Origin of the sequence: Paenibacillus sp. FSL H7-689 (genome assembly GCF_000517905.1) — a bacterium.
Lineage (GTDB): Bacteria > Bacillota > Bacilli > Paenibacillales > Paenibacillaceae > Paenibacillus > Paenibacillus amylolyticus.
Window position 1 is genome coordinate 1 of sequence record NZ_ASPU01000027.1, and the last position, 23,907, is coordinate 23,907.

A 23,907-nucleotide genomic window follows, 5' to 3' on the forward strand; every position below is an offset into this window, starting at 1 on the left:
CACTCTTCACATTGTTTTTTATCGGAAATAAACGGACGTTAGAACTTCTAACGGGAACCAACAAACCTAAAAAAGAGCCCAAATCTTCATGGTTCTTCTCACTTCTGGGTTTTGCATTACTTACAGTAGGTTTCGTGGTACTCCGTAACGGGTTAAATGGCGGAACAATCATGCTTGCAGCAGTAACAGGGATAGCCGGGACGTATTTTTTCTACTCACAACTTTCCGTGCTCATCATTCGTTTATTGAAGCGTAATCGTAAAACGGTATGGCATGGTACACGTCTGTTGTGGATCTCAGAGATGAGTTATAAAATGAAGGATAATGCCCGCATGCTCTTTATGGTGACCGTGGTGATTGCGATTGCTTCAATGAGTGCAGTTGTAATTTTGTCACTGGATCAGGAGAACCGGGAACAGTTTACAAACAACGATTTTGCAATTCAATACAACGTATTCAGACCAACAGAGCAACTGGATATGAGCGCTATTGATTCGAAACTTGAAGCCGCAGGCTTGGATTATCAGCAAGTCTATATTGAATATTTCTGGTCTGATGCAGATCAGAGTGCTGTCTCGGTTATGCCGCTTAGTCAATACAACCAATACAATCTGACACAAGGGAGAAAGATGTTCCAATTGGATACCGGGTCCGCTGTATTTGTGGATACCCGCAATGAGAAGGGTCAGGATCAGATAAAGCGCAACAGATTTCGTGATTATGCGAAGGGAGACAAGTTGACGTTGACTCTGAATGCTAGTCCGCTGGAAGTTAGGGTTACGGATACAGATATCGATCCACAGTTTGGAACCCTACTCTATGCTACAGGTGTAGTTGTCCTACCGGATGAGAAGTATGAAGAGATTGCCCAACAGATCAAAGATAATATGATATCTGGTAAATACCTGTATCAGATTCCTGCATGGGGTCATGCTGTACCTGATCGCCACTCTTCGGAAGCCATGGTTAGCGATCAGCTTCTATCCTCCGCGGATTCCATCCGAAGCAGCAACGCTTCAACGGATAACCAGTCTGGATATCTGAGTACGCGGTACGATGATTTTGAAAGATTCAGACAGGGTACAGCACTCTTTACCTTCCTGGGCATATTTATCGGATTAATCTTCTCGATCTCTTCCGCAAGCTTTTTGTATTTCAGACTGCATACCGATCTTGAAGCGGATGGAAGGATGGTGCATTCTCTTTCGAAAATGGGTCTCAGTTTCCAGGAGATGAAACGATCATCCACCGTTCAGATTGCCATTTTGTTCTTTTTACCGATCGGAGTAGCTATCATTGAAACTTTGGTCGTAGTTAAGCCATTCCTGACTGAATTCGGTATTACCAATTATACGATGCCGGTATTAACTGTATTTGGTGCCTTTGTACTTGCACAGACGTTTTATTTCATCATTATACGTTCGAGATATATCGCTTCTCTGCGCAAAATGATGGTGTAACCATCATAGAAACAAACGGTCATGAGGACCGACCATGATTTGTTCATTGCCCGCATTTTCTTGATTCAGATCAAGGAAACGCGGGTTTTCTTGCGATAAGATGAATGTATTCACAGATTATATTATCGAGGAGGACGATTATGATGACTATCACGTCATTGCAAGAAGTCAAAACATTCAGTGAGGACCGTTTCACGAAACGAGTTTTATTCCAACAGGGTGGTGGAGTGACCTTTGTACTTCATTTTCTGCCAGGTCAGCAGCTTCCCGTTCATAAACATCCGGGCACAGATGTTATTTTGCTGGTGGTCGAAGGCACAGGTACACTTATTCTGGATGGAAAAGAACAAGTGGTGAAACAAGAGGATGTGATCCATTGTGGCGGTGAGGTCGAGTTCGCATTCCAAAATACAGGAGATCAGGAGGTTCGTTTGTTCGTGGTGTTAAACAAAGTGCCAGCAGTATCCTATGCAAAGGACATCTAACATCTAACATCAAGGAATCTATAAAATGATTCACTGATCGACACCAATATAAGGGGAACTCTATTCTGGAGTTTCCTTATTTATTTTTTATTCAAGAATGCCTTGACCAAGTGTGGTTCCCATCGCAAAACAAAAAGCATACCTGGGTCTGAGAACATCAGATTTAAGTACGCTTCTTTGTATTCCGCCAGCAACTTGTTCATTCATCCGGTCTATCGTCATTCTGCCTAGAAGTATCCCAGCATTTCCTTGGCTTCATTCGACATCAGCTGTGGAGACCATTGTGGCTCCCACACGACTTGAACATCAATATCGGTCTTATTTGTATTTTCCTGCAAAACCCATTTCACCGCACCGACAATTGTATCGTGCAGCGGGCAACCTGGTGTAGTCAGCGTCATCCGTACATGTACCCGTTCAGGCTCTTCCCTTACTTCATACACCAGACCCAGGTCAACGATATTGACACCTAATTCAGGGTCATATACTTCCTTGAGACATTCCAGCAAATGCGTGGTTTGTTCCATCATGTTCACTCTCCAGTCCATTTTACTAACATTAACGTCTGAATACCAAAGCAATATTTGTTATATAAACGATGGAGACAAGAGACAGTATCGTTCCTCCAACCATCATGACCTCAGCCAGATTAATCAGAATTCCACTGACTAGCAGAAGGCTTCCAGCCACCATGGCGATCATCCCCCAATTGACGTTCCGTTCACTCAGCATACCAGCCATTAACGGTGTCCCAGGTCTGCCTGCCTGCTTGCCATATTTATGGGTCCACCACAGAAAAGGAACGATTTTGGAGGCATATCCGAGTATGGTGAGGGACACCCAGCCCCCGAGATATACCCATCCAGACAGCAGAACAACCCTTGGATGGAGCAGCAGTTCAGTCCCTTGCGAGGAATAGATCAGTAGGGCCACAGCATATACAGCAAACGCACGACTTACATAGACAGACCAGCGAATGCCCGGACCTGGGTTACTTTTGTGCCGTTTCTCCTGAATTTGCTCCAAGTGATACACATAGAAGAGAAGGGTGGCGGTTAGAAGTAAGAGCGCAAGCCAGAGCAATCCTCCCTTGATACCTGTCAGAAATGCGATAACACCTGTAACTACAGCTGCATTCCACAGAACCAGGACCACTTTTTGCAGTCGAATGGAATAATCGTGGGACAGGTAGAACATCGGAAGCATTTTGTAACTGAAGCCGGTAATTAACATGCCAAACCAGCCTAGTGTTCCCATCCAGATATGTGCACCGAATAATCGTTCATGCAGACTATTCCAATCACCAAAGGCAAAATTCAGACCCATCAGCATACCGGAAAGCCCGGTTAGAACCAGATAAAGACAGGAACAAGCTGCACTGATCGTTACCGGATTCCACTGTGAGGCACGGATGAGGGTAACGGCCATATTCCATCCGAACAACAGAATGCCAGAGAGAGCGAGTGTAGCAGAACCCGCAATCCAGATGACATCTGCACGGATGAAGCCGTATAACATGCCCACGATTCCGATACTGAACAAGAAATAATGACAATAACCAAGAAACAGACTGTAAATATTGGATTGCAAAATAACATGTATCAACTGATAAACGGCACCCATAGCCAGCATGGTTGCCCACCCTAGCACAAACAGATGGGCATGAAACCAGCCTTCGGGTCCTCTGAGTTCATCACCAAGCCAGCCTGTCAGCGAGAGCAGGGAGAATGCGTGATACATTACAAATCCAAAGATGCCCGTGATGATAAAAAGAAACGGCAACCTGGACATGGCCTTTGCCTCCTTACCCTTTTTCAATTCTCACTTTGGCCGTACCATCGGCTTGATCCTCAACGGTGTAGGAACAACCGAGATTGTTTAACTCTTCAATCAAGAAGACTGGCACACGGTCATTATGAATCAGTACGACTTCCCCAGGTTTGCAACGTTCCAGTGCGGCAAGTGTTCGCATCATGGGTTGTGGCGGTTCCAATCCGCGATTGTCCAGTATAACGGTGGGCGCCTGTAGGGATTCAAAGTTTTCAATCGCAACAGCTTGCTCCTCTGGATGGCCATTGCATGAAGCTGATTCTTCGTCTGAACCGGGCTTAGAATCGACTTCCGATCCAGATAAAACCATTGCAGATAATGCTTTGGCACCGGTTTTGTTTTTTTTGTGCACAAACGTGGTGACCCAGTGATCTGAACCCTTTCGTTCCGATGTGCTGGAGTACCCTTTCATCTTGAGAATACCGAGCAGAGGCGTTGGTTTGAATGGAGCATGAAGTACAAAGACATCTTCATGCTGAAGGCCTTTGACCGTGTCCATGATCAGTTGAAACGGCTCTAACTTTTTACTCAGATGAGGACGCACATCCAATTCAACAATATGGACATCAGATGGAGACATGTGCGTTCACATCCGATCCTGCACTAGCTGCATCCGCCTGCTGTACCAACTGTAGCGCTGATTCATACAGGGCGGCCATTCCACCGTACAGCGCATAGAAGAATGACTCCGGCGCATCGAGGGAGAAGGACAGGTAGGCTTTGGGGTCCATGCCGAGCACACGCTCAAAAAGTCTTGCACTGTCATAGGCGTAAAAACAGAAATGAGTATATTCGAACACAGGCATTATTTCGTAAATGGTGATAATCTCTTGCGCATATTCCGCTTGCTCACGCTGTGCCATTTGAACCATGGTTGTGGCGTCTTCCAGCCGCAGCGTGATGCGGAGTGTAGTATCGTCAATGATTTCAACGTGCGCCATAGCGGTTCAGCTCCAATCTATAATTTGCTGATTTTGACCTGGAAGGTTGTAGGACCCTGCTCAATATACTCCCAGTTGAAGCCATCGGGATGTGTGGACTGGAACTGGAATCGTAGGGGCTTAGGATCGTGATCGTTAATGAGCAACATGGATTCCTGTGGTTGCAACTGATCAAACGTTTCGAAAATAACTTTATGTTTCAAATGCGGTGGATACTCCGTGGCATTAATGGTTGCTGCGTATGTGTTCATGTGTCATTCCTCCAAATGGGATAGTGTGGCGTTGCAATTTGATTATAGAAAACGTGAGGAGGGGGCTGTGTGAGCCTGCTCACACATTTTTTAATGTCATAGTCTCGCCTTATTTGAGTCAGAATCCTGTATGGAAAAAGTGCCATGGGCAAGCCAAAAATAACAATATCCTGATACGTATATTGCTAATTGCGCATGCGAAAGAGACCTTAACATCGATTAAGGTCGTTAAGGTCTCTTTGTGCACACACAGTGTAATGTAATAGCGTGGGAGAAAACAGTGTAGCTGGGTGCAGGGTGGTCACGTATCCCTTTGTTCCTTCAAAGCTTGCAAATCATGAATGATGATCCGGCTGCGATCCACTTCGAGCAAATTCTCTTTTGTAAGCTGGTTTAAAAGCCGATTCGCTGTTTCCCTTGTAGTTCCAATGGAGTTGGCAAACTCCTGATGTGTCATGGGCAGGTTGATGATAATCTGGTCTCCATGCATTTGTCCGTGCTGATCTGCAAGCATGAGAAGGAAGGAAAGTACACGATTGCGTACATCCTGACCAGAGAGCACCTGCAATTTATCCTGTAATTCTCTTATTTTATCACCGAGCACACGCATAATTTTGATCGCAATTGAAGGTGTGCTCAGCATTAATCGTTCGAAAAGTCGGACAGGTATGGCTAGTAGTTCGGTAGGGGTAATGGCTTCTGCCGTAGCCGGGTAAGGGTGCGCATTAAAAAAGCCGGTGTGTGGGAACATATCTCCTGTTTTGAGGAAAGAGACAATCTGTTCATGCCCGTTCTCATCGGTTTTATAAGCCTTTACAATGCCGGTACGGATAAAAAAGACAGCTTCTTTTTCGCTTCCTTCGCTAAAAATAACCGATTTCTTCTGAATGCTTCTGGAAATGGCGATATCTTCGACTTGCTTTAATTCCTCGGGGCTAAGGTCCTGGAAGATGGGGAACTGTTGTAGAAACTCCGTTGTTGTATCTTTGTTTACCCTACTCATGAGAATCTCTCCTCTCTGTGTTCATAGTTCTGAACGACGACATCATTTCATCATAACGTGATTTTTGAACACATCAGGTGATATAGATCACCGTAAAGCCACATCACTGTTTTTGATTACTCAACCTGGGTTAATGGAATGATAGAATATGATTGAACAAGAGAGGGGTCGGCCCGGATGTGGGGCGGCATCTCTGCCTCAGCGGTTGTCATTGGCGCACTCGCAGCCTTGTTTCTGAAGATTCCCAAACGAGTTATTGGCTGGATCATGGCTTTTGGGACAGGAACATTAATTGGTGCAGCGACCTTTGAACTTCTCGGAGATGCGCTGAATGATGGAGGAATAATACCTACCGCCATTGGATTTACGGCGGGTGCCGTTGTGTATACCCTGTTTGACCTGCTCGTTTCTGCAAAGGGAGGGGCAGGGCGTAAACGTTCGGCAAAGTCGGGTGACTCTAACCAAAGCGGGCTTGGGATCTTTGCAGGAACAGTAATGGATGCTATCCCGGAATCCATCATGCTTGGTGCCAGCTTGCTGGCCGGTAACGGTGTCAGTGTGGTCCTGGTAGTATCGATCTTTGTCAGCAACATTCCTGAAGGTCTGTCCAGTACGGTTGGACTACAGGGCAAATACAGTCGTGGCAAAATCATATTAATGTGGCTGAGTGTACTGTTGATCTCCGCGATTGCAGCACTGGTTGGATATCTGTTTCTGGAGCAGCTTCCAGAGGAGATGGGTGCAGCGATTGGTGCATTTGCAGGTGGTGGAATCATTGCCATGATCTGCTCGACGATGATGCCAGAAGCCTTTGAAGAGGGCGGACCTGTAGTGGGTTTGATTGCATCCATGGGATTGCTTGTGTCGCTGTTGTTGGATCTGTAGATGACAGAATAAGCTTCCGATCTATGAGTTGAATTTATATAAAAAGAGTATCCGAACAGAGTGGTTCTGATCGGATACTCTTTTTTTGCCAAAACAGCTTCTTCCGCATTCACAAGCTTTCTTACCCAGTTCATTGGCTTCGGGCAGGCGGTTCAATTCTTTCCCTGAGCTGCTCCAATTGCAGAATAAGGATGCAGTTTCCTGTAACCTGAAGCAGTCCCTGAGTTTGCATCATGGCAAGTTTGCGACTAAGTGTTTCGGGTGTGATCCCGAGTAACAGAGCCATATCTTTTTTGAAAACAGGCAAGCGGATCTCATGTTTTGCTTGATTTCGGGTATGAAAATACAAAAGCAACTTGGCAATCTTCTGTTCCGTTGTCATCGCACTGAGCGAGCTGTTCCATTCATCTGTTTCACGGAGCAGCTTGGTAATGGCAAGCAGGAAATGATAAGCAAGCTTTGGATCATGTTCAAGTAATTGGTCAAAGTCATGCTTGCTGATAGAGCAGATGGCTGAAGGCTCCAGAACTTCGGCGTTTGCGGCATGTGGTTTTTGGTGTAACAGGGAATCTTGTCCGAAGAAATCGCCGGGAAACAGAAACCGGATAATATGTTCCTTGCCATTTTCATTGTATTTGGACAACTTCACACATCCCTGATGAACCACATAAAGCGTATCGGAGCGTTCGCCCTCCTGGACAACAACTTCGCCTTTGTTATATTTGTGGGTATGCAGAAGGGAGATCAACAAGGCAGCTTCGGATGGATCAAGATGCTGGAACAGAGATACTTTGGAGAAACAGGCATCCTTCGCTTCGTGTGTACAGATCATCGTTTAATCACCTCGAATGGTTCAGGATAGGTATAGCCATTATCTATTGTCATGTCTCAGTGAGACATCGCGGGTCCACCATGATCAGTTCCATCCTTGGTCACACGCAGAACAGCGGCAGCTCCTTTGGCTACATGGTTGAACTGATGGGTTACAATCGCATAATCACCTTCTTCGGTCACGGTGAACTCTACGACAGCTCCACCACTTGCGGGAAGCATAACCGTCTGTATTCCATACTGGATGTTGCGTGGATTCCCATCGGTATACACACGGTCCATAATGGTACCCACAACGTGGAAGGATGAGACTTCATTGGGTCCTGCATTACTGACATAGATTCGCACCGTATCTCCTACTTTGGCTAACAGGGGATGTTTTATTAATCCATAATCATTGCCGTTAAATACGACATAATCTGGTTCCCCGTTCAAAAAAGCTTCATAGTCATGCTCTTTGTACCATTCACTCTGAACAAGGGTATACTCACGATCAACCAAATGATCGGAAGGGTATCCTGCTTTGGGTTCCACAATAATCATGCCGTACATCCCGTTGGCGATATGGGCAAGGACCGGTTTGGTTCCACAGTGATACATGAATACACCGGGTGAGGAGGTGGAATAGGTGAACGTGCCTTCCTTGCCTGGCATCACATCAATAAATTTGCTGCTGGGAGCAGCATGTACAGCGTGAAAATCCATGGAGTGAGGCAGGCTGGAATCTTTATTTTTCAACGTGAACACCAAGGTATCTCCCTCGGTCACTCGTAGGACGGGCCCGGGGACGGTACCATTAAATGTCCAAGCGTTGTATATCACTCCTTTGGAGATTTCGACATCTGTAACCTGGGCCGTCATTTCAATATATACCGTAGTACCTTCTCTGCGAATGATCGGGTCCACCGGGGGTTGACTGACCGCAGAGGAGGAGGAGACTTCATCGTGGTGAACAGGTTTAACCGTATCGGTTGAACTACAGTGAGAGAGAGTTGCTGTGAATATAGCGAATACGAGTGACCATTTGTATACATTCAGTAAGGAGAACATAGTTGCACAACCTTTACTCAAGTGATATTTTTCACAATATAAAAAGCAGGTTTTCTTTCATTTCAGTAGTTATTTAGTTATAGATTACGTTATTGAGGTGGAGACGGGTGTGATGAGGCACACACTTGGGTATGTCGTAATAGAGGCATTTCCAACAATCTGTCTTCAATTGTTGTGCTGAGGAACGGAGTTTCATATAATTTTAGAGAGATGGATTGGTAAATGTTGAGTATTTTGACGCTGTGTGTGTCGTAGTTTCAGAAGAAAGGTGGATACAGGATGAAACGTTTCGAAGATGAAGGTGCGTATAAGTATAGTTTCTATTCGGTCCTTCGACGGGGAGAGCGGATTGATGTGAAATGTCCCAAATGCGGTGGGCACGCTTCGATTGATCAACGGAATGGTCAAATGGGGTGGAAGTGTTACGAATGTTACGCTCAAGCTTTTGAAGAACCAGTATATCAATATAAAGCCAAGGGGAATTGTGCTGTATGTGAACGTTGGTTTAACGTGGAAGTCACAGACGAGAAGAAGACGTCTCACCGATCGACGCATGTGGAATGTCCGCATTGTAGTTCTGTGAATCAGGTTGAATTACACGCCAAGCCGACATACCAAAGGTATTTTTCCGAGATTTGTGCAGGGAAAGATCCTGTATTCGGGTTGGAATTATACTTCCTGGATGATTTCAGAGGAAAAATAATATGGGCTGTGAATCGGGAGCATCTGAATTATCTCATCGCTTATGTCTCCGCAGATCTGCGTGAGAAACCTGGAAATATGCCTTTAAGAACAGCTTCACATAGTATTCCGGCTTATATTAAAGATGCGAAGAACAGGGATATGGTTGTGCGTACACTGTCGAAGCTTCAGCATAAGACTGGATGAGACTGAAAGCGAAGATGAAGCATTAAAGCTGCAAGGGAGAGAAGACATGAAACTACGAGTTAAACTTAGCATTTTTGCAATCATTCTGGGTATGTTGATGATTCCGGCTTATTTTATTTTACAGACTTATGGCATATTTCAAAAAGAGACAGTATTATCTGACTATGCTCTCGCCGTTGATGTTAATGGGAAGTCCTATGGGGCCTGGCCGCTGATTAACAGTTTTGCAGCGATGGACAAAGAGGAAGATAACCGTCAGTTTTATTACCGGATTGATATGAATCATATCCAATACCTGTTTAATCTGGCTTATAAGGAGTATGATGTGAAGCCAGGCGGGGACAATCCGTATCTGGCTGGTACTGTAAACTATCAACGTACAGATCACAACTATGTACAGACCGAGAGACAGTATGAGAACGCCAATGATTTCACAACGGTTTTGAATCTGTATGATCAGGATGGGCAGGTGATCTACACCTACAATAACACCGGCAAGGGAGATAAACAGCTGGTAGAATCCATCATTCATCAGGGAATGAGCCGTAATAGTGGCGGTAGTAGCGAAGCTGCCCGCGATCCGTATATCAATATTACGGCGTTATTTCGCGACAAGCTTAACATTGATGTGAAACTGACGGTGGATGAGGAACACAAAGTAGTTACTATTCGAATGAACAAATCGGAGGCGAGATGATGAATGAGTATGGTGTACAACACGGACCTGCTTATCTGGAAGGATTAATTAGGAAGGAAGAGAACATAAAGTCCGATGAAGTGGAGTGGAAAGGCAAACTTCAAATGAGTGACGGTCATGATAAATTCCATATTTTTTATTATGGTGACTTGACTGAAGATGATCTGATTACCTGGCATGATTCGACACCTCTTCTTGTATATGCGGAGCATACGGTCACGGGTGAGCGCTATCTGCTCATTGATACCGCCAAGCACGGCTATGATGCCATGTTATGTGAGACCTATTCGGAAGACGCACTACATGACAGACCCCTTCGTCCTTACCTGGATGTTGAAGGTGAGGACATATTTGAAGTAGAGTTGACGGCTTACTACAATGTGCCTTGGGATGAAGAGTTTGGCGAAGATGTAGATGAAAATGGTGCATATGAACTGATTACGGGAGAGAGCATGCATTTTGATCAGGTCAAGCGTGATGGATATGATGCCTTTGCCGTTCGCATTCTGAATCGTAAAGGAGTATGGACTGAAATTGTACAGGAAGAACTGGCTTAGATCCTGAAAACGAATGAACAAACTGAGATGGGAGATGTCGAAAAATGTATATTGTATCCCGTGTACTTAAGCCGGTTCCAGCAGAGGAACTGGATCACTTTGAACAACAGCACGGCATCTCGCTACCTTTGTCATACCGCACCTGGATTGAGCACTACGGGGAAGGTACATATACGGGGTGGATGAATGTGCAGAGACCGGACCCAGAAGTGTTGAAGCCTTTTGTTGAATATGATTTTTGGATACATACGGATGATTCGCCTATAAGTCAGCATCAACTTGAGCAGTGCATCTCCATTGGCAGTTCTGTAGATGGAGATTTCCTTGCTGTTCATCCGGAAGTTGAGGGGCTGTTGTGGCTACCGCGTCATGATGAAAATATCACCTTATGGACATGCTCGGAGACTGAATTTGGCGAAACGCTGGACCGGATCTATTGTGGGTATTACCATCAGGATAAACCAATAACGCCACTTTACTTTGAGCCGTGGAATGAGCTGCGGAAACATACGTTTTACCATTTTTCAGGGACGGAACAGGGAAGCTCCATGAAGGAACTCGCCGATACATGCAAAACAGAATTTAAGTGGGATGCTGTGTTGGAGAATGAGTACATGTGCAAGATGTTCATGGTGTCGATGGGAGGATATTTACGATTTAACTATGCAGCTGGGAGAGAAGTTGCCCTGTTCTATGAAGAAAAGAATGGTGCGGAGGAGGCGACGGATAACGAAATCAGTATGTTCTTGCAGGCACATCATTGTACGGCATATGAATAGGGGCAGAGTGGAGGGACACCTATGAGTTGGTTAAAGGAAGACATTGCGGAACAATGGCGCAATGAAGGCAAGCGTTATGCAAGGGATGTCAATGCATTTGTCCGGAGAAGTATGCAGGGAGAGCAACCGGATGAATCCGAGTTGGAGGTAGACTCCAGAAGCGGAATGAGTACTGAAGTATTCCATATGGTGAGACAGGCCAATCTCCATGGTGATGTGGAGGTGCTTCGACATGAGCTACCCGCAGCGACGTGGCCATTGAACGAGGCGTTTCAGGCTTCCATGCAAGCGGTCAAAGTTGTAGGTTATCTGAACGAGGAAACGATTGTATGTAATACGGGGATTTTCACGGAGAATAGTCAGATATATACGATGGATCAGCACGGATGGCAGTTGATCACTCCATATACTTTTGCAGGTTGTTCATCGGATGGACTTGACTTTGCGCTTGCAGGACGGGATGGGATTCGTATTATTCGTCAGCCAGATCGCAAGTTGGAAGGACAGGAGATAGCGACATATCGATGGGAAGATATTCAAGCCCGGATACAGTCGGTATTACCTCGGATTGAATCACTTGCGGACTGTGAGCATCCCGAACGGACACTTGAAGGACTTATACCTATCGATGAAGGCAAAGCACTACTCATACATTCAAGATACGGGATATATCTCGTCACACAAGCCCAGGTGACCTTGCTTCATCCCGATCTGGCAGAGATCGAAGAGTATGAGCTAGAGGATACACAGATAGATATGGGACATGCAGCTGTATCTCGGGATGGTAGATGGATTGCCTATGGCAGCCAAGGAAGCAATCATATGGTGATGGACCGCCAGCTGAACAAGACATACTCTCTCTATCCAGAATCGAGCTATCCTCATTATGCGGCATTCACCAGTAATAACCAGAACGTCTGGTTTAACGCATGTCATTTCTATAACGGGGTCACGATACTGGTCCCGCTGGAATCAATCGCAGGCAACGAAACGAAGGAAGATTGGCCAGTGATGGATGAGAATGCACGAGTGTATGCAGCAGTGGAAATAGAGGCGGGCATGGTGCTTGGGGATGCATATGGTTATCTATATTGTGTAAATGGCGAGGGTAAGGAAGTATGGCGTCATTTTGTGGGTAGTACGATCTATTCTCTCGCTGTATCACCAGAGCAGTCCAAGCTGGCAGTTGGTACATATGGTGGCATGCTGCATGTGCTTGATCTTCGTTCCAAAGAAATGGACGAGTACGGGATCGGTACAGGCACTCTTCGTGAGTTGGAGCGGTATGTGTTGTGGCGTGGAGAAGAACCTCTTCGCTGGTAAGGTCGTATTACAACCTGCAAAGGGGTGAAGGGATGGAACGTGAAGAGGCTGTAACGTTATTAAAATGTCACTCCTTTTCTTATGATGATCTGAGTCATCCCAAGATGGAGAACGGTTTTATTGGCAGTCTGCGGCCTTTCCGTGGACATTTGATTAAGGAGAATTTTCATGAGTTGATGGAGATACTGCGTGTTCTGGCGTCCGAACTTGCACGGCCTTCACTGGATCGGGAAGTCATGGCATGTCTATGGGGAATTACTCATATGGCCCGTGCTTGGGCCGTTGAACCCGAAGGCACGCTTCGCAGCAACAACCTCATTTCGGACGCACAGGTGGCGTTGATGGAACAATGGCTTAATTTGTTATCTTACGCAGTCATGATTCTGATTGAAGGCGGCGGAGAGGAAGAAGCGTTTTGGGAATATCATCAATATCTACAGGAAGAGAAGAACTGAGTTAGGGGAGGTGTAGTGAGATTGGAGCCGAATGTATCATTAAACGTGCTAATGGACGAGCTGAATCACTTGTTAGATGAGAGAATACAGGATCAAGAGATTCGACAATTGTTGGAAGAATATCAACAGCGGGAAGGTGCATCCGAGGAAAGTCTGGATCTATTCGAAAAGGAGTATGGCGTCCGGCTGCCTGGCGATTTTCGTGCCTTTTACCAAAGGAAAGACGGCAGTGGCTACGGGTTGCATGTGCTGTACCCGGGTGATGCCGAGACGGGCCGATGTACACCCTTTTATCTGATGTCATTGGAAGAGATTCGAGAGACCAAACAATACTTCTGTGAAGTGGATGAGAAGCTTGAAGAGTATTATTCTGCCGAAGAGATCAGCCAGCTGGACCGGGAGATCAAACCATACCTTTTCCATAAACCATGGATTCCTTTTGCAACAATTGCAGGTGGTTCACTGCATCTGATGCTCGATTTTGATCCAACGGCGGAAGGCACGTATGGGCAGATTATTATGTACGTGCACGATCCGGACTTTGTTTATTACCTTACACCTACCTTCACGGATCTCCTCAGCATGTCGAACCGTAATCTGAAGATGATGGATGAGATCACCTATTAAAATCATGCACGATTAGACAATTCCTTCAATAATAAAGAAGCTGCCGAAGCAGCTCCTTTATCTGAACAAGTACTTTGAATGAGTCTAATGATTACCACTGGAAGAAACGATGTCCATGAAATCCTCCACCTGGAGGTCCTCCGTGTCCACCTGGACCACCCGGCCCGCCTCCATGAGGTCCGCCTGGATAGCCACCTCCTGGGAAATGACCAGGGTGTCCACCGGGGTAACCACCGCCGGGATATCCACCATGCCACCAAGGACCACCGATCGGATATGGTAGTGGAACAGGAACGATGGGCGGGTATGGATAGGGATAAGGGTAAGGATACGGTGGGGGTGGCGGATAATAAGGGTAAGGATAACCCGCAGATTGCGGGGATGAAACTGAACCAGGGCCGTATGCCATGTAATAAGCCTCCAATGACTGGATTGATGATATCAGCCTATGCCACAGTGGTTTCAGATGATACAGCAGATTGATGAATAATGAGTAATGAGGGGGAACATATGGTAGCCGTAGCTTTTCACACTGATCCAAGAGGAACGGCCTATGAACTGTTGATTGACGAATTGATCGAGAAGACAGACCGGTTTATGCTGGTTGATAGACAAAGGTACGAAGAGAACGAGATACCGGAAGTAGTTCGTGTGTTAGAGAGATTGAAGCCCTATCTTGTGGAACGAGCTACGATGGAAGAAATGATGCTAAAAAGCGGAGCCTATTATTCCGAAGGCACCTATTATACATATCGCTGTACGCCGGAATCGGGTCGCGTGCTCAAAGAAGAAGCCAATCGTTTTCATGATTGGTGTTATCCGTCATTGCCGGACGATCTTTGCTTTATGACAGAAGAAGGAAATGATTATTTTTTCTCGGTTGCCCATGAGCATATGTATGGCATGAGGATTACATACAAAGAAGCGAGTGAACTTATGGAGCGGATTCCGGGGTTGTTCTTTGATTTGGACCGTCATAAGGAAATTGATCATCTCCTGGACGATGCGATCAGACATCAGACCGATAAGCTGGATATCAGCTTACATGGTTTAAGTGAGCTTCCCGAACGAATTCGGGAGTTGAAGCACTTGAAGGAGTTGACGATTTTTGAGCAGAATCTGTACTCACTCCCTGCAAGTCTGTTTGAACTTACTTCATTGGAAAGATTGGTCATTACAACGTTGGATTTGGAGTGTATTCCGGCAGAAATCGGGAAATTGAAGCAACTTCAAGAGTTAAGAATTTATTGTGGCAGTCCTTTTGAATCTGCACCTGGTTGGAGGCCCAAACCACAAACTGAGTTGGGATTAAATTGTATCCCGCCTGAGATTGGTGAATTAAGTGAGCTGAAGTATTTGGAGATCGTATATTCTGGTATACGTGAACTCCCCCCGGAGTTGGAAAGACTGAAGAATCTGCGTGCTTTACTGGTGACAAATGCACTGATTGAGGGAACTCCGGATGTTGTCACAAGAATGCATTGGCTGAAGTATGTAGACTTAATGAATATTCCATTTGGAACCCATTGGGAAGAAGTCTGGGAAATGAAAAAGAACATGTAACAAATAGAGCCCTGCTCTCGGGATGTCCGAGTAAGGGATATTTGTTATGCGAGGAGAACTTGGCGGAAATGGGCTCACGTATCTGGGCGCTGGGCATAAGCTGGCATATAGGTTATGACCTAAACCGAGAGCGAAGGGCAGGCGTTTTATTTTGGCAACCTCATACATGGATTACACTTTACCAACCACCGAATTTACTTACGATTTGAGCAATAACCCGTTATTCAAGAAGGATGAGAACAACTATATTAACGCTCTTTCCATCAAGCAGTTAAACACACTGGGCAATGTTTCTTTACTGGATATTTTCCTCAACACGGGCAATGTGGTTGAACCACATACGCATCAGAATGCAACGGAGTTGGTATACTGCATCAGCGGTGCGGCAGTTGTTTCCCTCATTAATCCATTTACCAACGAGCTTCTTCATTTCCCGATTACTCCGGGGCAGGTGGCTAACGTTCCTCAAGGCTGGTGGCACTATGAAGTGGCCACTGCAGATCACACGCACTTACTCGCAATCTTTGATGCTCCGGTTCCTGAAGCGATATTTGGTTCAGACACCTTACGTCTTACACCTGCAAAACTGTTGGCTTATACGTACTGTCTGGATGAGAAAAAAGTTCAAGAAGCACTTGCTCCCATTCAAAAAACAGTGATTATTGGCCCGCCGGCAGATTGCCAGCCTTCAACTACTCCTGCCTCTAACGGTGCTCCAAATGTGAATCATCAGCCTTACGTAATGCCTAATGTACAACCAAATGTACAGCCAAACATGCAACCAAACACACAACCCAATGTACAACCAAACATGCAGCCCAACTCACAGCCGAACAACCAACCAAACATGCAACCTTACGTAAACCGTCTTCCGTACTGGGGCACTTGGGTTGATCCACGTATTATTCATGAGCCGGGCTGTCCGTATTATAGAGAGCTTCCTATGAATACGAATAATCAAGAGGAAAGATGACGTTCCTGAGGCGAGGTTTATCTAATACACATAAGTATTTCAGTTAAATTAGGTATAACAAAAGAAGCGTCCGCAAAGGAACGCTTCTTTTGTTGATTAAAGTTGTCTTCAAACCTGCTGAAAGCCGATGCATACCTGAACGTGTCCGGAGCATGGAGTGCTAACGAATCGTAGGCGTCTTAATCAAGGATTTGAAGCGTGCCCAGAAATCTAAAGAATCTGAGACATGTTATATCAGAATAAACAGCCGTATGAAGTGTTTTTATCGGGGGATTTTGGGAAATAACGAGTCTGAGGTTCCTTACAATTTTAAATGAGGACCTAGAGGCCAAATAAGATGTCCTGAGTTCCTAAGAAAATTTTCAACCCATTCCCCAGAGACAGCAGGATAGTACTTCAAGACTTTTTAGGCGCTGACATCCATCATCGATAATTTGCCTGAGATTGAAGAACACCTACATAAGTTCAACTAAACATTTACACGATAGCGGAGAGGGCAGAAATAACTTGAAGAAGCGGAGCGTTCGCCTAAAAGCTTTCTAAAAGAAAGCTACATCGAAAGCATACGCTATCACCGGATTTTCCCTATGAAAAAATGGAATAAAAAAATCTGGGGATAACAGCGAACGTAAAGTTATTCTGCCATCGGAGTGCCAGTGTAAATATATTCATTAGTTGAACTTATATATGATTTAATTTACGATGTGTAATTTCGTCCCAAGCCAAGCTCCGTCAATAATTGACGATAAGCAATCGAAGTACGGTCTGCGGGAATATGGGCCTCGGCATGCAGATCAAGGGGCAGATCCTCCGGTTTCTGTGACTCGACCATCTCGCGGTCTTCTTCAAATACCTGCAAGTTGAACTTGATTGTGTCTTCAATCGGAGCGTCTTTGTCAAAGTTGCGTGTGATTGGACAGAATAAACGTGTATAACGGGCAGAGATTGGCGAAGCACAATTCAGAATATTCAGCTTGGCGTCTCCTGGGAAATGTACCGTAAGAGAAGCCGCAAAAGGTGGGAACACTCGAAACTCGCGCAGCCATTGGAAACCTTCAGGTGCAACAAGATCTTGCCCTTTGCCATAGTTACTTACAGTACTCCAATACTCCGCCAGTAACTCATTACCTTCGCGTTTCACTTTGTATTGGGGGACTTCGGTGTTGTTTCGGTCACCAAACGTTTCGGTATGCACATAGGCAAAATGGGATACATCCAGGAATCCCTCCATTTGTCGTCCAGAGGAACCAGCAATGTCAAAGTTGGGTGGCAAAATATTGATATAATCCGGATCATCCCATCCAGGGAAGGAGGGGATCTGTTCTTCCGTTCCCGCCAAAGTGGTCCAGATCAAGCCATAACGTTCGACTGCCGGGTACACGATAAGTTTGAGCTTAGGCGAGATCTTGGAGCTTGGGTGCGCAGGTACTGCGGTACATTTTCCTTCACAATTATAACGGAAACCATGATAAGGGCAGACAATCTCGCCATTTTCTACCCAGCCTTTACTAAGTGGAGCCCCGCGGTGAAAACAAAGATCCTTGGCTACCACAACCTGATCATTACTGCGGTAGAGAACCAGCTTCACATCGAGTAATTGAGCAGCCAGGGGTTTGTCTGTTACTTCGGTTGCTTGGGCTACCGGGTACCAATATTGGAATAATACATGCCAGTCTTCAGCAGTGAACGTACACCCTCTAGGTAATTCGGACGTCACATTATGGTTTGCGTTGGAAGTTATCATAGGAAACACTCCTTGCTGATATGGATAAACGATTCTCTTTTTAATGTCAGAAAAGTTAACTTCATTAGCCGTATGTTACTACTCTTTTGGTCGAAATATCAATATATCCAACCTGCTTTTGGTTAAAATCACAAACAGTTCAGTAAAAACCGTACATGAATACGGAAAAACGCGGATTTTTCTTACGTTAGATGTTAATTGTAGAAAAGAGAACAACCTTTCAGTATGTTTTTCTATTACTGATTATTAACTCCATGGAGGTTGTCCTGCCATCAGAATTCAGTGTGAATATCCGTTAGTTGAGCAACCATTCTTGTGGGCATAAAAAGATTTTCGCAAAGAATGTCACAGATCCCAGCCGTCATTTGTCTACAGTATGTAAACCAAATGACGGAGGCGAATGAAAAATGAATTTAAGAACGAATTACAGAGTAGCGAATCCAGGCGCATTTAAAGCGATGATGGCAATGGAGCAATATATTTCTGGGCAATTTGAAAATAAAGTATTGTATGAGCTGTTAAAAATCCGAGTGTCCCAAATTAATGGCTGCGCCTTTTGTCTTGATATGCATGCCAAAGATCTGATGAAACTGGGAGATTATGCGGATCATATTTTATTGCTGAGTGTGTGGCGTGAAGTGCCTTTCTTCACGGATCAAGAACGTGTTATGCTGGAGCTGGCTGAGGCGGTGACCCGAATCTCGGAACATGGTGTACCACTTGCGTTGTACGATAAGGTCCGTGAACATTTCAGTGAATCCGAACTGGTGGATCTGATCCTGGCCATTAACACGATTAATAACTGGAACCGGATTGCGATCACAACTGGGATGTATCCGGGTTGCTTTAACTAAAAATACACGCACCATGCCAGAGGAGGCTTCTTATGAATTCTAATTTCCACGCCAATGAGCCAGAAGTGTCTTCTCTGGATGTTGGTGAGTTGTATATTCGTTATAAAAAATATGCATTTTCAATAGCTTACCGCATGCTGGGCAGTGTGGTAGAAGCTGAAGATATTGTGCAGGATTGTTTTGCGGGGATTCAGAGCACGTCTGCTCAGGATATTCGTAATCCCAAATCCTACATCGCCAAATTGGTTGTGAATCGAAGTTTGAATCTGCTAAATTCCGCCCGTAATCAGCGGGAAAGTTATGTTGGTGAGTGGCTGCCAGAGCCTATGGGTGGCAGTGAAGAGGCGAACATGCCAGAGGAAACGATGGAGAAAAAAGAGTTGATCTCCTACGCCTATCTGGTCATGTTGGAGCGTCTATCGCCCATGGAACGGGCTGTTTTTGTACTTCGTGAAGCGTTCCGATATGATTATTCCGAAATAGCGGATTGGCTGGGCAAAACGGAGAGTAACTGCCGTCAAATCTTTAGCCGCGCCAGACGAAATCTGCCCGAAAGACTTCCGCCGATCGAGCAGAGTGATGCGGATATGATAGCCAAAGGTGAATTGCTGAGCCGTTTTACAACGGCATTCCTTCGTTATGACGTCTCTGCCATGCTGGAGTTACTGGCAGATCAGCCTGTATTTACAGCAGATGGCGGTGGCGTTGTGCATACGGTTATGAGAACAATGAACGTTCACAAAGGTGTGCTTGCACTCCTGACCTCACGGCGAGTCCTTACGCGATTGCGTGAAAGGGAATGGGTACCGATGTGGATCAATGGCGAACTTCAACTCGCGTTGATGAAAGAAGGGCAGTTGTCCGAGGTACTCTGTTTGGAGTTGGACGCTTCCGGAGAGCGGATTGAGGGCGTGTATCTCGTTGTAAATCCGAACAAACTTACATCAATAGACACTTCAACTCTTTGATCCAAACGTAACGACTTGATATATAAACTTAAAAGCGACAACCTCTGTCACGAGGATTGCCGCTTTTTTGGCATTCACATTTTGCGATTCAGCATCCGATTATTCACGGGCAAATTGTTGTTGAACAGGTTCAATGATTGCTCTGACTTCAGGTGTAAGCTCATCATTATTCTGATTGAGAACCAGTAAAATCTTTTCCATGGTATCCAGAAGAACACTCTGCGTATTGTACTCCCGGTAAGCCAAAGTTTTCTCGTAAGCCTGTTTCACCTCAGGGTCTATGGTGCGAATTTCTTCATCCGTGTACCAATCATAAGCAGGCGTGTTGTCACTTCCATAAAAGAGATAATCCACAAATAACCCTTGCTTCACTGCTGATGTGCGATTGGAATTCGGGAAGTTGTTCAAAAAGGCTTCTTTCTCCAATGCACGCTGGATTAATTCGTTCCAAGAGATGATAATGCCACCATCTGAAGTTGTCATTTGGTTGGACTCGGTAGCCATAATATCAATGTACGCAGCAATATCAGCCTTTACAAAAGGCTTGAACTTTTGGTATATCTCATAATTGATGATGGGGTAATACAAGCCTTCACTGGTTTCCAGTTTGAACCCGAGATCTGATGCTTCCTGCAGAAGCTTCTTCACGGTCGGATCTTTAATTTCTTTGAGCAGACGACTATATGTAAGCTTCTGTTCGTAACCAAGTTGTTCATGGGCTTGAGATATGGCCTGTTGAAATTGTTCCGTATACATTTGGTAGTCCATATTAGCCAATTTCACGTTCTGCATGTTCTCCAGTTGCAGCGTCATTAGTGTGGCCTGCCAAGGGTCGACTTTATCGATATGATTCATCAAGTATTTACGCGCTTTAACCAGACTTTCTGTGGACTTTACTGCTTCTGTTCGATAGGTTTGGAATTGATGATACACCGCTTTGGAAGCGGGGACAGGTGCAGCTAGTGTTGTTGAAGGTGTGAGTATTGCGCCAATGGCAGTACAGCCGAGAGCCATAGCCAGTAAACCAAGTTTAGCAGGTTGCTTCCATCTCATTTGTATACCTCCCCATTAATGAAGAAAAAGCCATTTGAATTCTCGTATAACGGCAGTTCACCCTATTCTATATGTATGATCCGTAAGTTGAATATGTACGGGTTTGTCTTTGATTAAACCAGTTTCTGGTAACCAAATCAAGAGTCTTAAGCAGGAAATGATTATAAATAACCAAAGAACAGCCCCTAAAACCCGCATGGGTTGAAGAGACTGTTCTGGGGAATCGGACTTTATTTTCTAATTAATGAAGTGGTTTATTGTTAATAGGCATCTGAGGTGCTCCGGTTGCTGGAATGTATGCCTGAAGCATCTGTTGTGTATCACTTGGGGTGAGTTGAGGTACTTGGTAATAGGCGTTTTTATTCTGGAACATGAAAATTTCATAGGCCATCTCGATAAAATGCTGGATCTGAGAAGCGATGACTCGGCGAACCGTTCCATTTGTGATCTCGCTACAGGACATGCCGAGCAGACTCGCATGTGACTTGATCAGTCCCAGCATATGACCGCTAATCCCGGCATCCTTTACATCGGCCAAGCTCTGGTTTGGCTTTTTCGGTGCTGATGGCTTAAGGCCATATACCGGTGGTACCATGTTGGGGATCATATAGGTAGCTGTCTCTTGATGAGGCTTCTGTCCGGATGCAAAACACTCTGCTGTCAGATTGTACTGGGATAATATGAAATTGTACTGCCGGTCGAGAATGCCAATCAGTTCCTGGCTCTGCACAAATGTACGAAAGATCATGTATTGATCCAGCACGTTAATGGTGGAGGACAGAATCTCATGCACATCGAACATCTCATGGCCGCCATGATTCATGTTAGGGGTGACATTTGGATTAGCATTCAATGTAGGTTGTACTAAATTTTGAGGGTGCATCGAATTTGGATTCATTGTAAATTTGATTCTCCTTTGGTAAATGGTATGATTCTATATAAGTTGAACGAAAGAATATTTACACTTGCCACTCCGATGACAGAACAACCTTCCGATCGCTGTTATCCCCAGATTTTTAATTCGATTTTACAAAGGTGAAAATCCGGTGATAAGCTTATGCTTCCGAAGTAGCTTTCTTGTAGAAAGCTTTTAGCGAACGCTTCGCTTCTGTAGTTTGTTTCTGTCCTCTGCGTTCTCGTGCAAATGTATAGTTCAACTTCTATAGTATGCTTGGAGAGTAGTAAATTTATGTAATGTTAGCAGTATACGCATAAATAGGAACAGGTATGGTGGTGGTTAAGATGGAAGAGACCGATTGGGGTGTAGCAAAGGATTTGTTCGTCAAACATTACGGGAGCGCTATACAGATGCATCGAGAAGGCGTGTATGCGGACTATAAGCGATGGGACGTACCCCAAGAGTTAGAGGAACAATGGACAGGGGAGCGGATTCAACAATTAAGTTCCGAGTTGTCTATCATGAATTGGGATGCGGTGGATGAACTTGCGTTGATTGCCAAACATCGGACAGAACCAAGTATAATTAAGGCCATTACAGCATTTGCTTCAAGACAATTGAAGAGTGCGGACAGTATGGTTCGTCTCGTGTATGCTGAACGTCTGATTGAGCTGATCAAACGGTATGAATCCTCTCTGCCAATGGACAAGTTACGAGAGACCTATCAACTGACGATGGATTTGCTGGTTGATGTGGCGACTAAACCGTTGGTGCTTGATCCAGGCCATGAATTACAGCAGTATGGATTAAAGGATAAACGAGGATTGAATTTGCGTGTTGAAAAGAATAAAGAAGAAATCATCCGCTATTTTCGAAACTAATTGAATTTTATCAAGTGAGGTCAGAATCATTGAGAAAACTGAATTATATTCGCATATTTATTTTCCTTAGTGTGGTTACTATAGTAACGCTTGGCTTGTACTACGTAGCCGCAGATTGGCTGGATCAGCGTTATTTCCGCTTCCTGATCTGGAATCTGTTCTTGGGCTGGATTCCTTTTGTGTTCTCTTATGCAGCCTATCTTCTAAGTGATGTGAAATGGAAAGGTACCGCATGGCTTGCAGTTGCAAGTGGTCTGCTGTGGTTGTTATTTTTCCCGAACTCTTCTTACATTGTTACGGATCTGGTTCATCTGACAGCGAGAAGTTCCCGGTATTATGGTGGGAACGGGGTGGACTACACGTATTGGTACGATTTAAGTGTTCTATTAATGTTTGTCTGGACTGGACTCCTGCTTGGATTCCTGTCGATGTATCAGCTTCAGGAAGTGATCTATCACCGAATTGGACGCTGGGCATCCTGGATCTTTGTACTGGTTGGCAGTGCTTTGGGAAGTTACGGGGTATTGCTTGGACGTGTATATCGACTGAATAGCTGGGATGCACTGACGAATCGCGAGACGCTGATTGAACTTATGCACGAAAGTTTAAGTCGCCCTTCTCTTGCGTTTTGTTTGTTTTTTGGTACGTTTATCACTACAATCTATGCCACATTGTACTATCTGATTAATACGAGGTCTCCCCGTGAAACGAAGAAGAGTGCAGGAACTCCCGAATCGGACCTGCAAGCGTTACGCTAACACATGTTGCCTCGAGACATACAGTAAAACGAGTGGAACAAGTGATTGAACAGCATTTGAGCATGCTTTGTCAAACTTAATCTTACGTTGTCTGAAGAAGGGTTATTTCCTTTTATAAGGGAGTAATCCTTTTTTTTTTTTTTTTTTTTTTTG

Annotated in this window: 28 protein-coding genes; 16 read left to right on the forward strand and 12 right to left on the reverse strand. The window is 44.9% G+C overall.

The genetic code is table 11. From position 1 onward, the window contains the following. Positions 1-1,460: hypothetical protein (locus C170_RS31065; protein WP_036613347.1), on the forward strand; the 1,460-nt coding region annotated here is incomplete at its 5' end. Positions 1,461-1,600: 140 nt separating this feature from the next. Then, on the forward strand, positions 1,601-1,945 hold the full coding sequence (locus C170_RS19580; RefSeq protein ID WP_327196648.1) for a cupin domain-containing protein: 345 nt from the start codon (positions 1,601-1,603) through the stop codon (positions 1,943-1,945). Between the two features lie 227 nt (positions 1,946-2,172). Here the strand turns inward: C170_RS19580 and C170_RS19585 are convergent, their stop codons facing one another. From C170_RS19585 to C170_RS19610, 6 genes are all read right to left on the reverse strand, one after another. After that, complete coding sequence (locus C170_RS19585) at positions 2,173-2,472, reverse strand: metal-sulfur cluster assembly factor (protein WP_036613395.1); 300 nt, start codon at positions 2,470-2,472, stop codon at positions 2,173-2,175. 31 nt (positions 2,473-2,503) lie between these two features. Continuing rightward, on the reverse strand, positions 2,504-3,736 hold the full coding sequence (locus tag C170_RS19590) for a hypothetical protein (RefSeq protein WP_036613352.1): 1,233 nt from the start codon (positions 3,734-3,736) through the stop codon (positions 2,504-2,506). A 13-nt stretch (positions 3,737-3,749) separates the two neighbouring features. Further along, complete coding sequence (locus C170_RS19595) at positions 3,750-4,355, reverse strand: DUF2249 domain-containing protein (protein ID WP_036613355.1); 606 nt, start codon at positions 4,353-4,355, stop codon at positions 3,750-3,752. Next, positions 4,342-4,716 carry a hypothetical protein gene (locus tag C170_RS19600; protein ID WP_051447303.1) on the reverse strand — a complete coding sequence of 125 codons (375 nt, stop codon included), beginning with the start codon at positions 4,714-4,716 and terminating at the stop codon, positions 4,342-4,344. The genes C170_RS19595 and C170_RS19600 overlap by 14 nt, the downstream gene beginning before the upstream one ends. Before the next feature lie 17 nt (positions 4,717-4,733). Then, on the reverse strand, positions 4,734-4,967 hold the full coding sequence (locus C170_RS19605) for a DUF2249 domain-containing protein (protein WP_036613358.1): 234 nt from the start codon (positions 4,965-4,967) through the stop codon (positions 4,734-4,736). 301 nt (positions 4,968-5,268) lie between these two features. Then, positions 5,269-5,970, reverse strand: coding sequence for a Crp/Fnr family transcriptional regulator (locus tag C170_RS19610; protein ID WP_036613360.1), 702 nt, complete (start codon positions 5,968-5,970; stop codon positions 5,269-5,271). A gap of 177 nt (positions 5,971-6,147) precedes the next feature. Between C170_RS19610 and C170_RS19615 the strand changes: the two genes are divergently transcribed. Beyond that, complete coding sequence (locus C170_RS19615) at positions 6,148-6,855, forward strand: ZIP family metal transporter (RefSeq protein WP_036613363.1); 708 nt, start codon at positions 6,148-6,150, stop codon at positions 6,853-6,855. A gap of 130 nt (positions 6,856-6,985) precedes the next feature. Here the strand turns inward: C170_RS19615 and C170_RS19620 are convergent, their stop codons facing one another. After that, entirely contained in the window at positions 6,986-7,687 is a 702-nt protein-coding gene (locus tag C170_RS19620; protein WP_036613365.1) for a Crp/Fnr family transcriptional regulator, read from the reverse strand. A 56-nt stretch (positions 7,688-7,743) separates the two neighbouring features. Next, positions 7,744-8,736, reverse strand: a complete 993-nt coding sequence (locus C170_RS19625) for a multicopper oxidase domain-containing protein (RefSeq protein WP_036613368.1) — start codon at positions 8,734-8,736, stop codon at positions 7,744-7,746. 279 nt (positions 8,737-9,015) lie between these two features. Between C170_RS19625 and C170_RS19630 the strand changes: the two genes are divergently transcribed. The 7 genes from C170_RS19630 to C170_RS19660 are packed head-to-tail and all read left to right on the forward strand — an operon-like array spanning position 9,016 to position 14,062. Further along, positions 9,016-9,624 (forward strand): hypothetical protein, encoded by a 609-nt coding sequence (locus C170_RS19630; protein WP_036613370.1) that lies wholly within the window; start codon positions 9,016-9,018, stop codon positions 9,622-9,624. Positions 9,625-9,670: 46 nt separating this feature from the next. Further along, positions 9,671-10,321, forward strand: a complete 651-nt coding sequence (locus C170_RS19635; RefSeq protein WP_036613372.1) for a hypothetical protein — start codon at positions 9,671-9,673, stop codon at positions 10,319-10,321. Next, positions 10,318-10,878 carry a hypothetical protein gene (locus C170_RS19640; RefSeq protein WP_036613375.1) on the forward strand — a complete coding sequence of 187 codons (561 nt, stop codon included), beginning with the start codon at positions 10,318-10,320 and terminating at the stop codon, positions 10,876-10,878. The genes C170_RS19635 and C170_RS19640 overlap by 4 nt, the downstream gene beginning before the upstream one ends. Before the next feature lie 44 nt (positions 10,879-10,922). Next, positions 10,923-11,657 carry an SMI1/KNR4 family protein gene (locus C170_RS19645; RefSeq protein WP_036613378.1) on the forward strand — a complete coding sequence of 245 codons (735 nt, stop codon included), beginning with the start codon at positions 10,923-10,925 and terminating at the stop codon, positions 11,655-11,657. A gap of 21 nt (positions 11,658-11,678) precedes the next feature. After that, positions 11,679-12,980 carry a hypothetical protein gene (locus tag C170_RS19650; protein WP_036613380.1) on the forward strand — a complete coding sequence of 434 codons (1,302 nt, stop codon included), beginning with the start codon at positions 11,679-11,681 and terminating at the stop codon, positions 12,978-12,980. 32 nt (positions 12,981-13,012) lie between these two features. After that, a complete protein-coding gene (locus C170_RS19655) occupies positions 13,013-13,435 on the forward strand; it encodes a hypothetical protein (RefSeq protein ID WP_036613382.1) in 423 nt (140 codons plus the stop codon). Between the two features lie 21 nt (positions 13,436-13,456). After that, positions 13,457-14,062, forward strand: coding sequence for an SMI1/KNR4 family protein (locus C170_RS19660; protein ID WP_235200804.1), 606 nt, complete (start codon positions 13,457-13,459; stop codon positions 14,060-14,062). A 91-nt stretch (positions 14,063-14,153) separates the two neighbouring features. Here C170_RS19660 and C170_RS30490 read toward each other — a convergent pair whose 3' ends face one another. After that, a complete protein-coding gene (locus C170_RS30490; RefSeq protein WP_081745995.1) occupies positions 14,154-14,471 on the reverse strand; it encodes a hypothetical protein in 318 nt (105 codons plus the stop codon). 80 nt (positions 14,472-14,551) lie between these two features. Here C170_RS30490 and C170_RS19670 point away from each other — a divergent pair, with 80 nt between their 5' ends. After that, a complete protein-coding gene (locus C170_RS19670) occupies positions 14,552-15,625 on the forward strand; it encodes a leucine-rich repeat domain-containing protein (protein WP_155985103.1) in 1,074 nt (357 codons plus the stop codon). Between the two features lie 151 nt (positions 15,626-15,776). Further along, on the forward strand, positions 15,777-16,598 hold the full coding sequence (locus C170_RS30185; RefSeq protein WP_051447305.1) for a cupin domain-containing protein: 822 nt from the start codon (positions 15,777-15,779) through the stop codon (positions 16,596-16,598). 697 nt (positions 16,599-17,295) lie between these two features. Here the strand turns inward: C170_RS30185 and C170_RS19680 are convergent. Further along, entirely contained in the window at positions 17,296-18,342 is a 1,047-nt protein-coding gene (locus C170_RS19680) for an aromatic ring-hydroxylating oxygenase subunit alpha (RefSeq protein ID WP_051447306.1), read from the reverse strand. A 407-nt stretch (positions 18,343-18,749) separates the two neighbouring features. Here C170_RS19680 and C170_RS19685 point away from each other — a divergent pair, with 407 nt between their 5' ends. Beyond that, complete coding sequence (locus C170_RS19685) at positions 18,750-19,196, forward strand: carboxymuconolactone decarboxylase family protein (RefSeq protein WP_036613386.1); 447 nt, start codon at positions 18,750-18,752, stop codon at positions 19,194-19,196. A 32-nt stretch (positions 19,197-19,228) separates the two neighbouring features. Beyond that, a complete protein-coding gene (locus C170_RS19690; protein WP_036613388.1) occupies positions 19,229-20,164 on the forward strand; it encodes a sigma-70 family RNA polymerase sigma factor in 936 nt (311 codons plus the stop codon). A gap of 99 nt (positions 20,165-20,263) precedes the next feature. Here C170_RS19690 and C170_RS19695 read toward each other — a convergent pair whose 3' ends face one another. Both C170_RS19695 and C170_RS19700 read right to left on the reverse strand, forming a co-directional pair. Further along, positions 20,264-21,217 carry a hypothetical protein gene (locus C170_RS19695; protein WP_036613389.1) on the reverse strand — a complete coding sequence of 318 codons (954 nt, stop codon included), beginning with the start codon at positions 21,215-21,217 and terminating at the stop codon, positions 20,264-20,266. A gap of 241 nt (positions 21,218-21,458) precedes the next feature. Next, on the reverse strand, positions 21,459-22,100 hold the full coding sequence (locus tag C170_RS19700) for a spore coat protein (RefSeq protein ID WP_051447307.1): 642 nt from the start codon (positions 22,098-22,100) through the stop codon (positions 21,459-21,461). Between the two features lie 359 nt (positions 22,101-22,459). On the opposite strand from C170_RS19700, the gene C170_RS19705 reads away from it, so the two are divergent. Together C170_RS19705 and C170_RS19710 are read left to right on the forward strand one after the other, a co-directional pair. After that, complete coding sequence (locus C170_RS19705; protein WP_036613390.1) at positions 22,460-22,996, forward strand: hypothetical protein; 537 nt, start codon at positions 22,460-22,462, stop codon at positions 22,994-22,996. Positions 22,997-23,025: 29 nt separating this feature from the next. Further along, on the forward strand, positions 23,026-23,754 hold the full coding sequence (locus tag C170_RS19710; protein ID WP_036613392.1) for a DUF1361 domain-containing protein: 729 nt from the start codon (positions 23,026-23,028) through the stop codon (positions 23,752-23,754). Positions 23,755-23,907 lie beyond the last annotated feature (153 nt).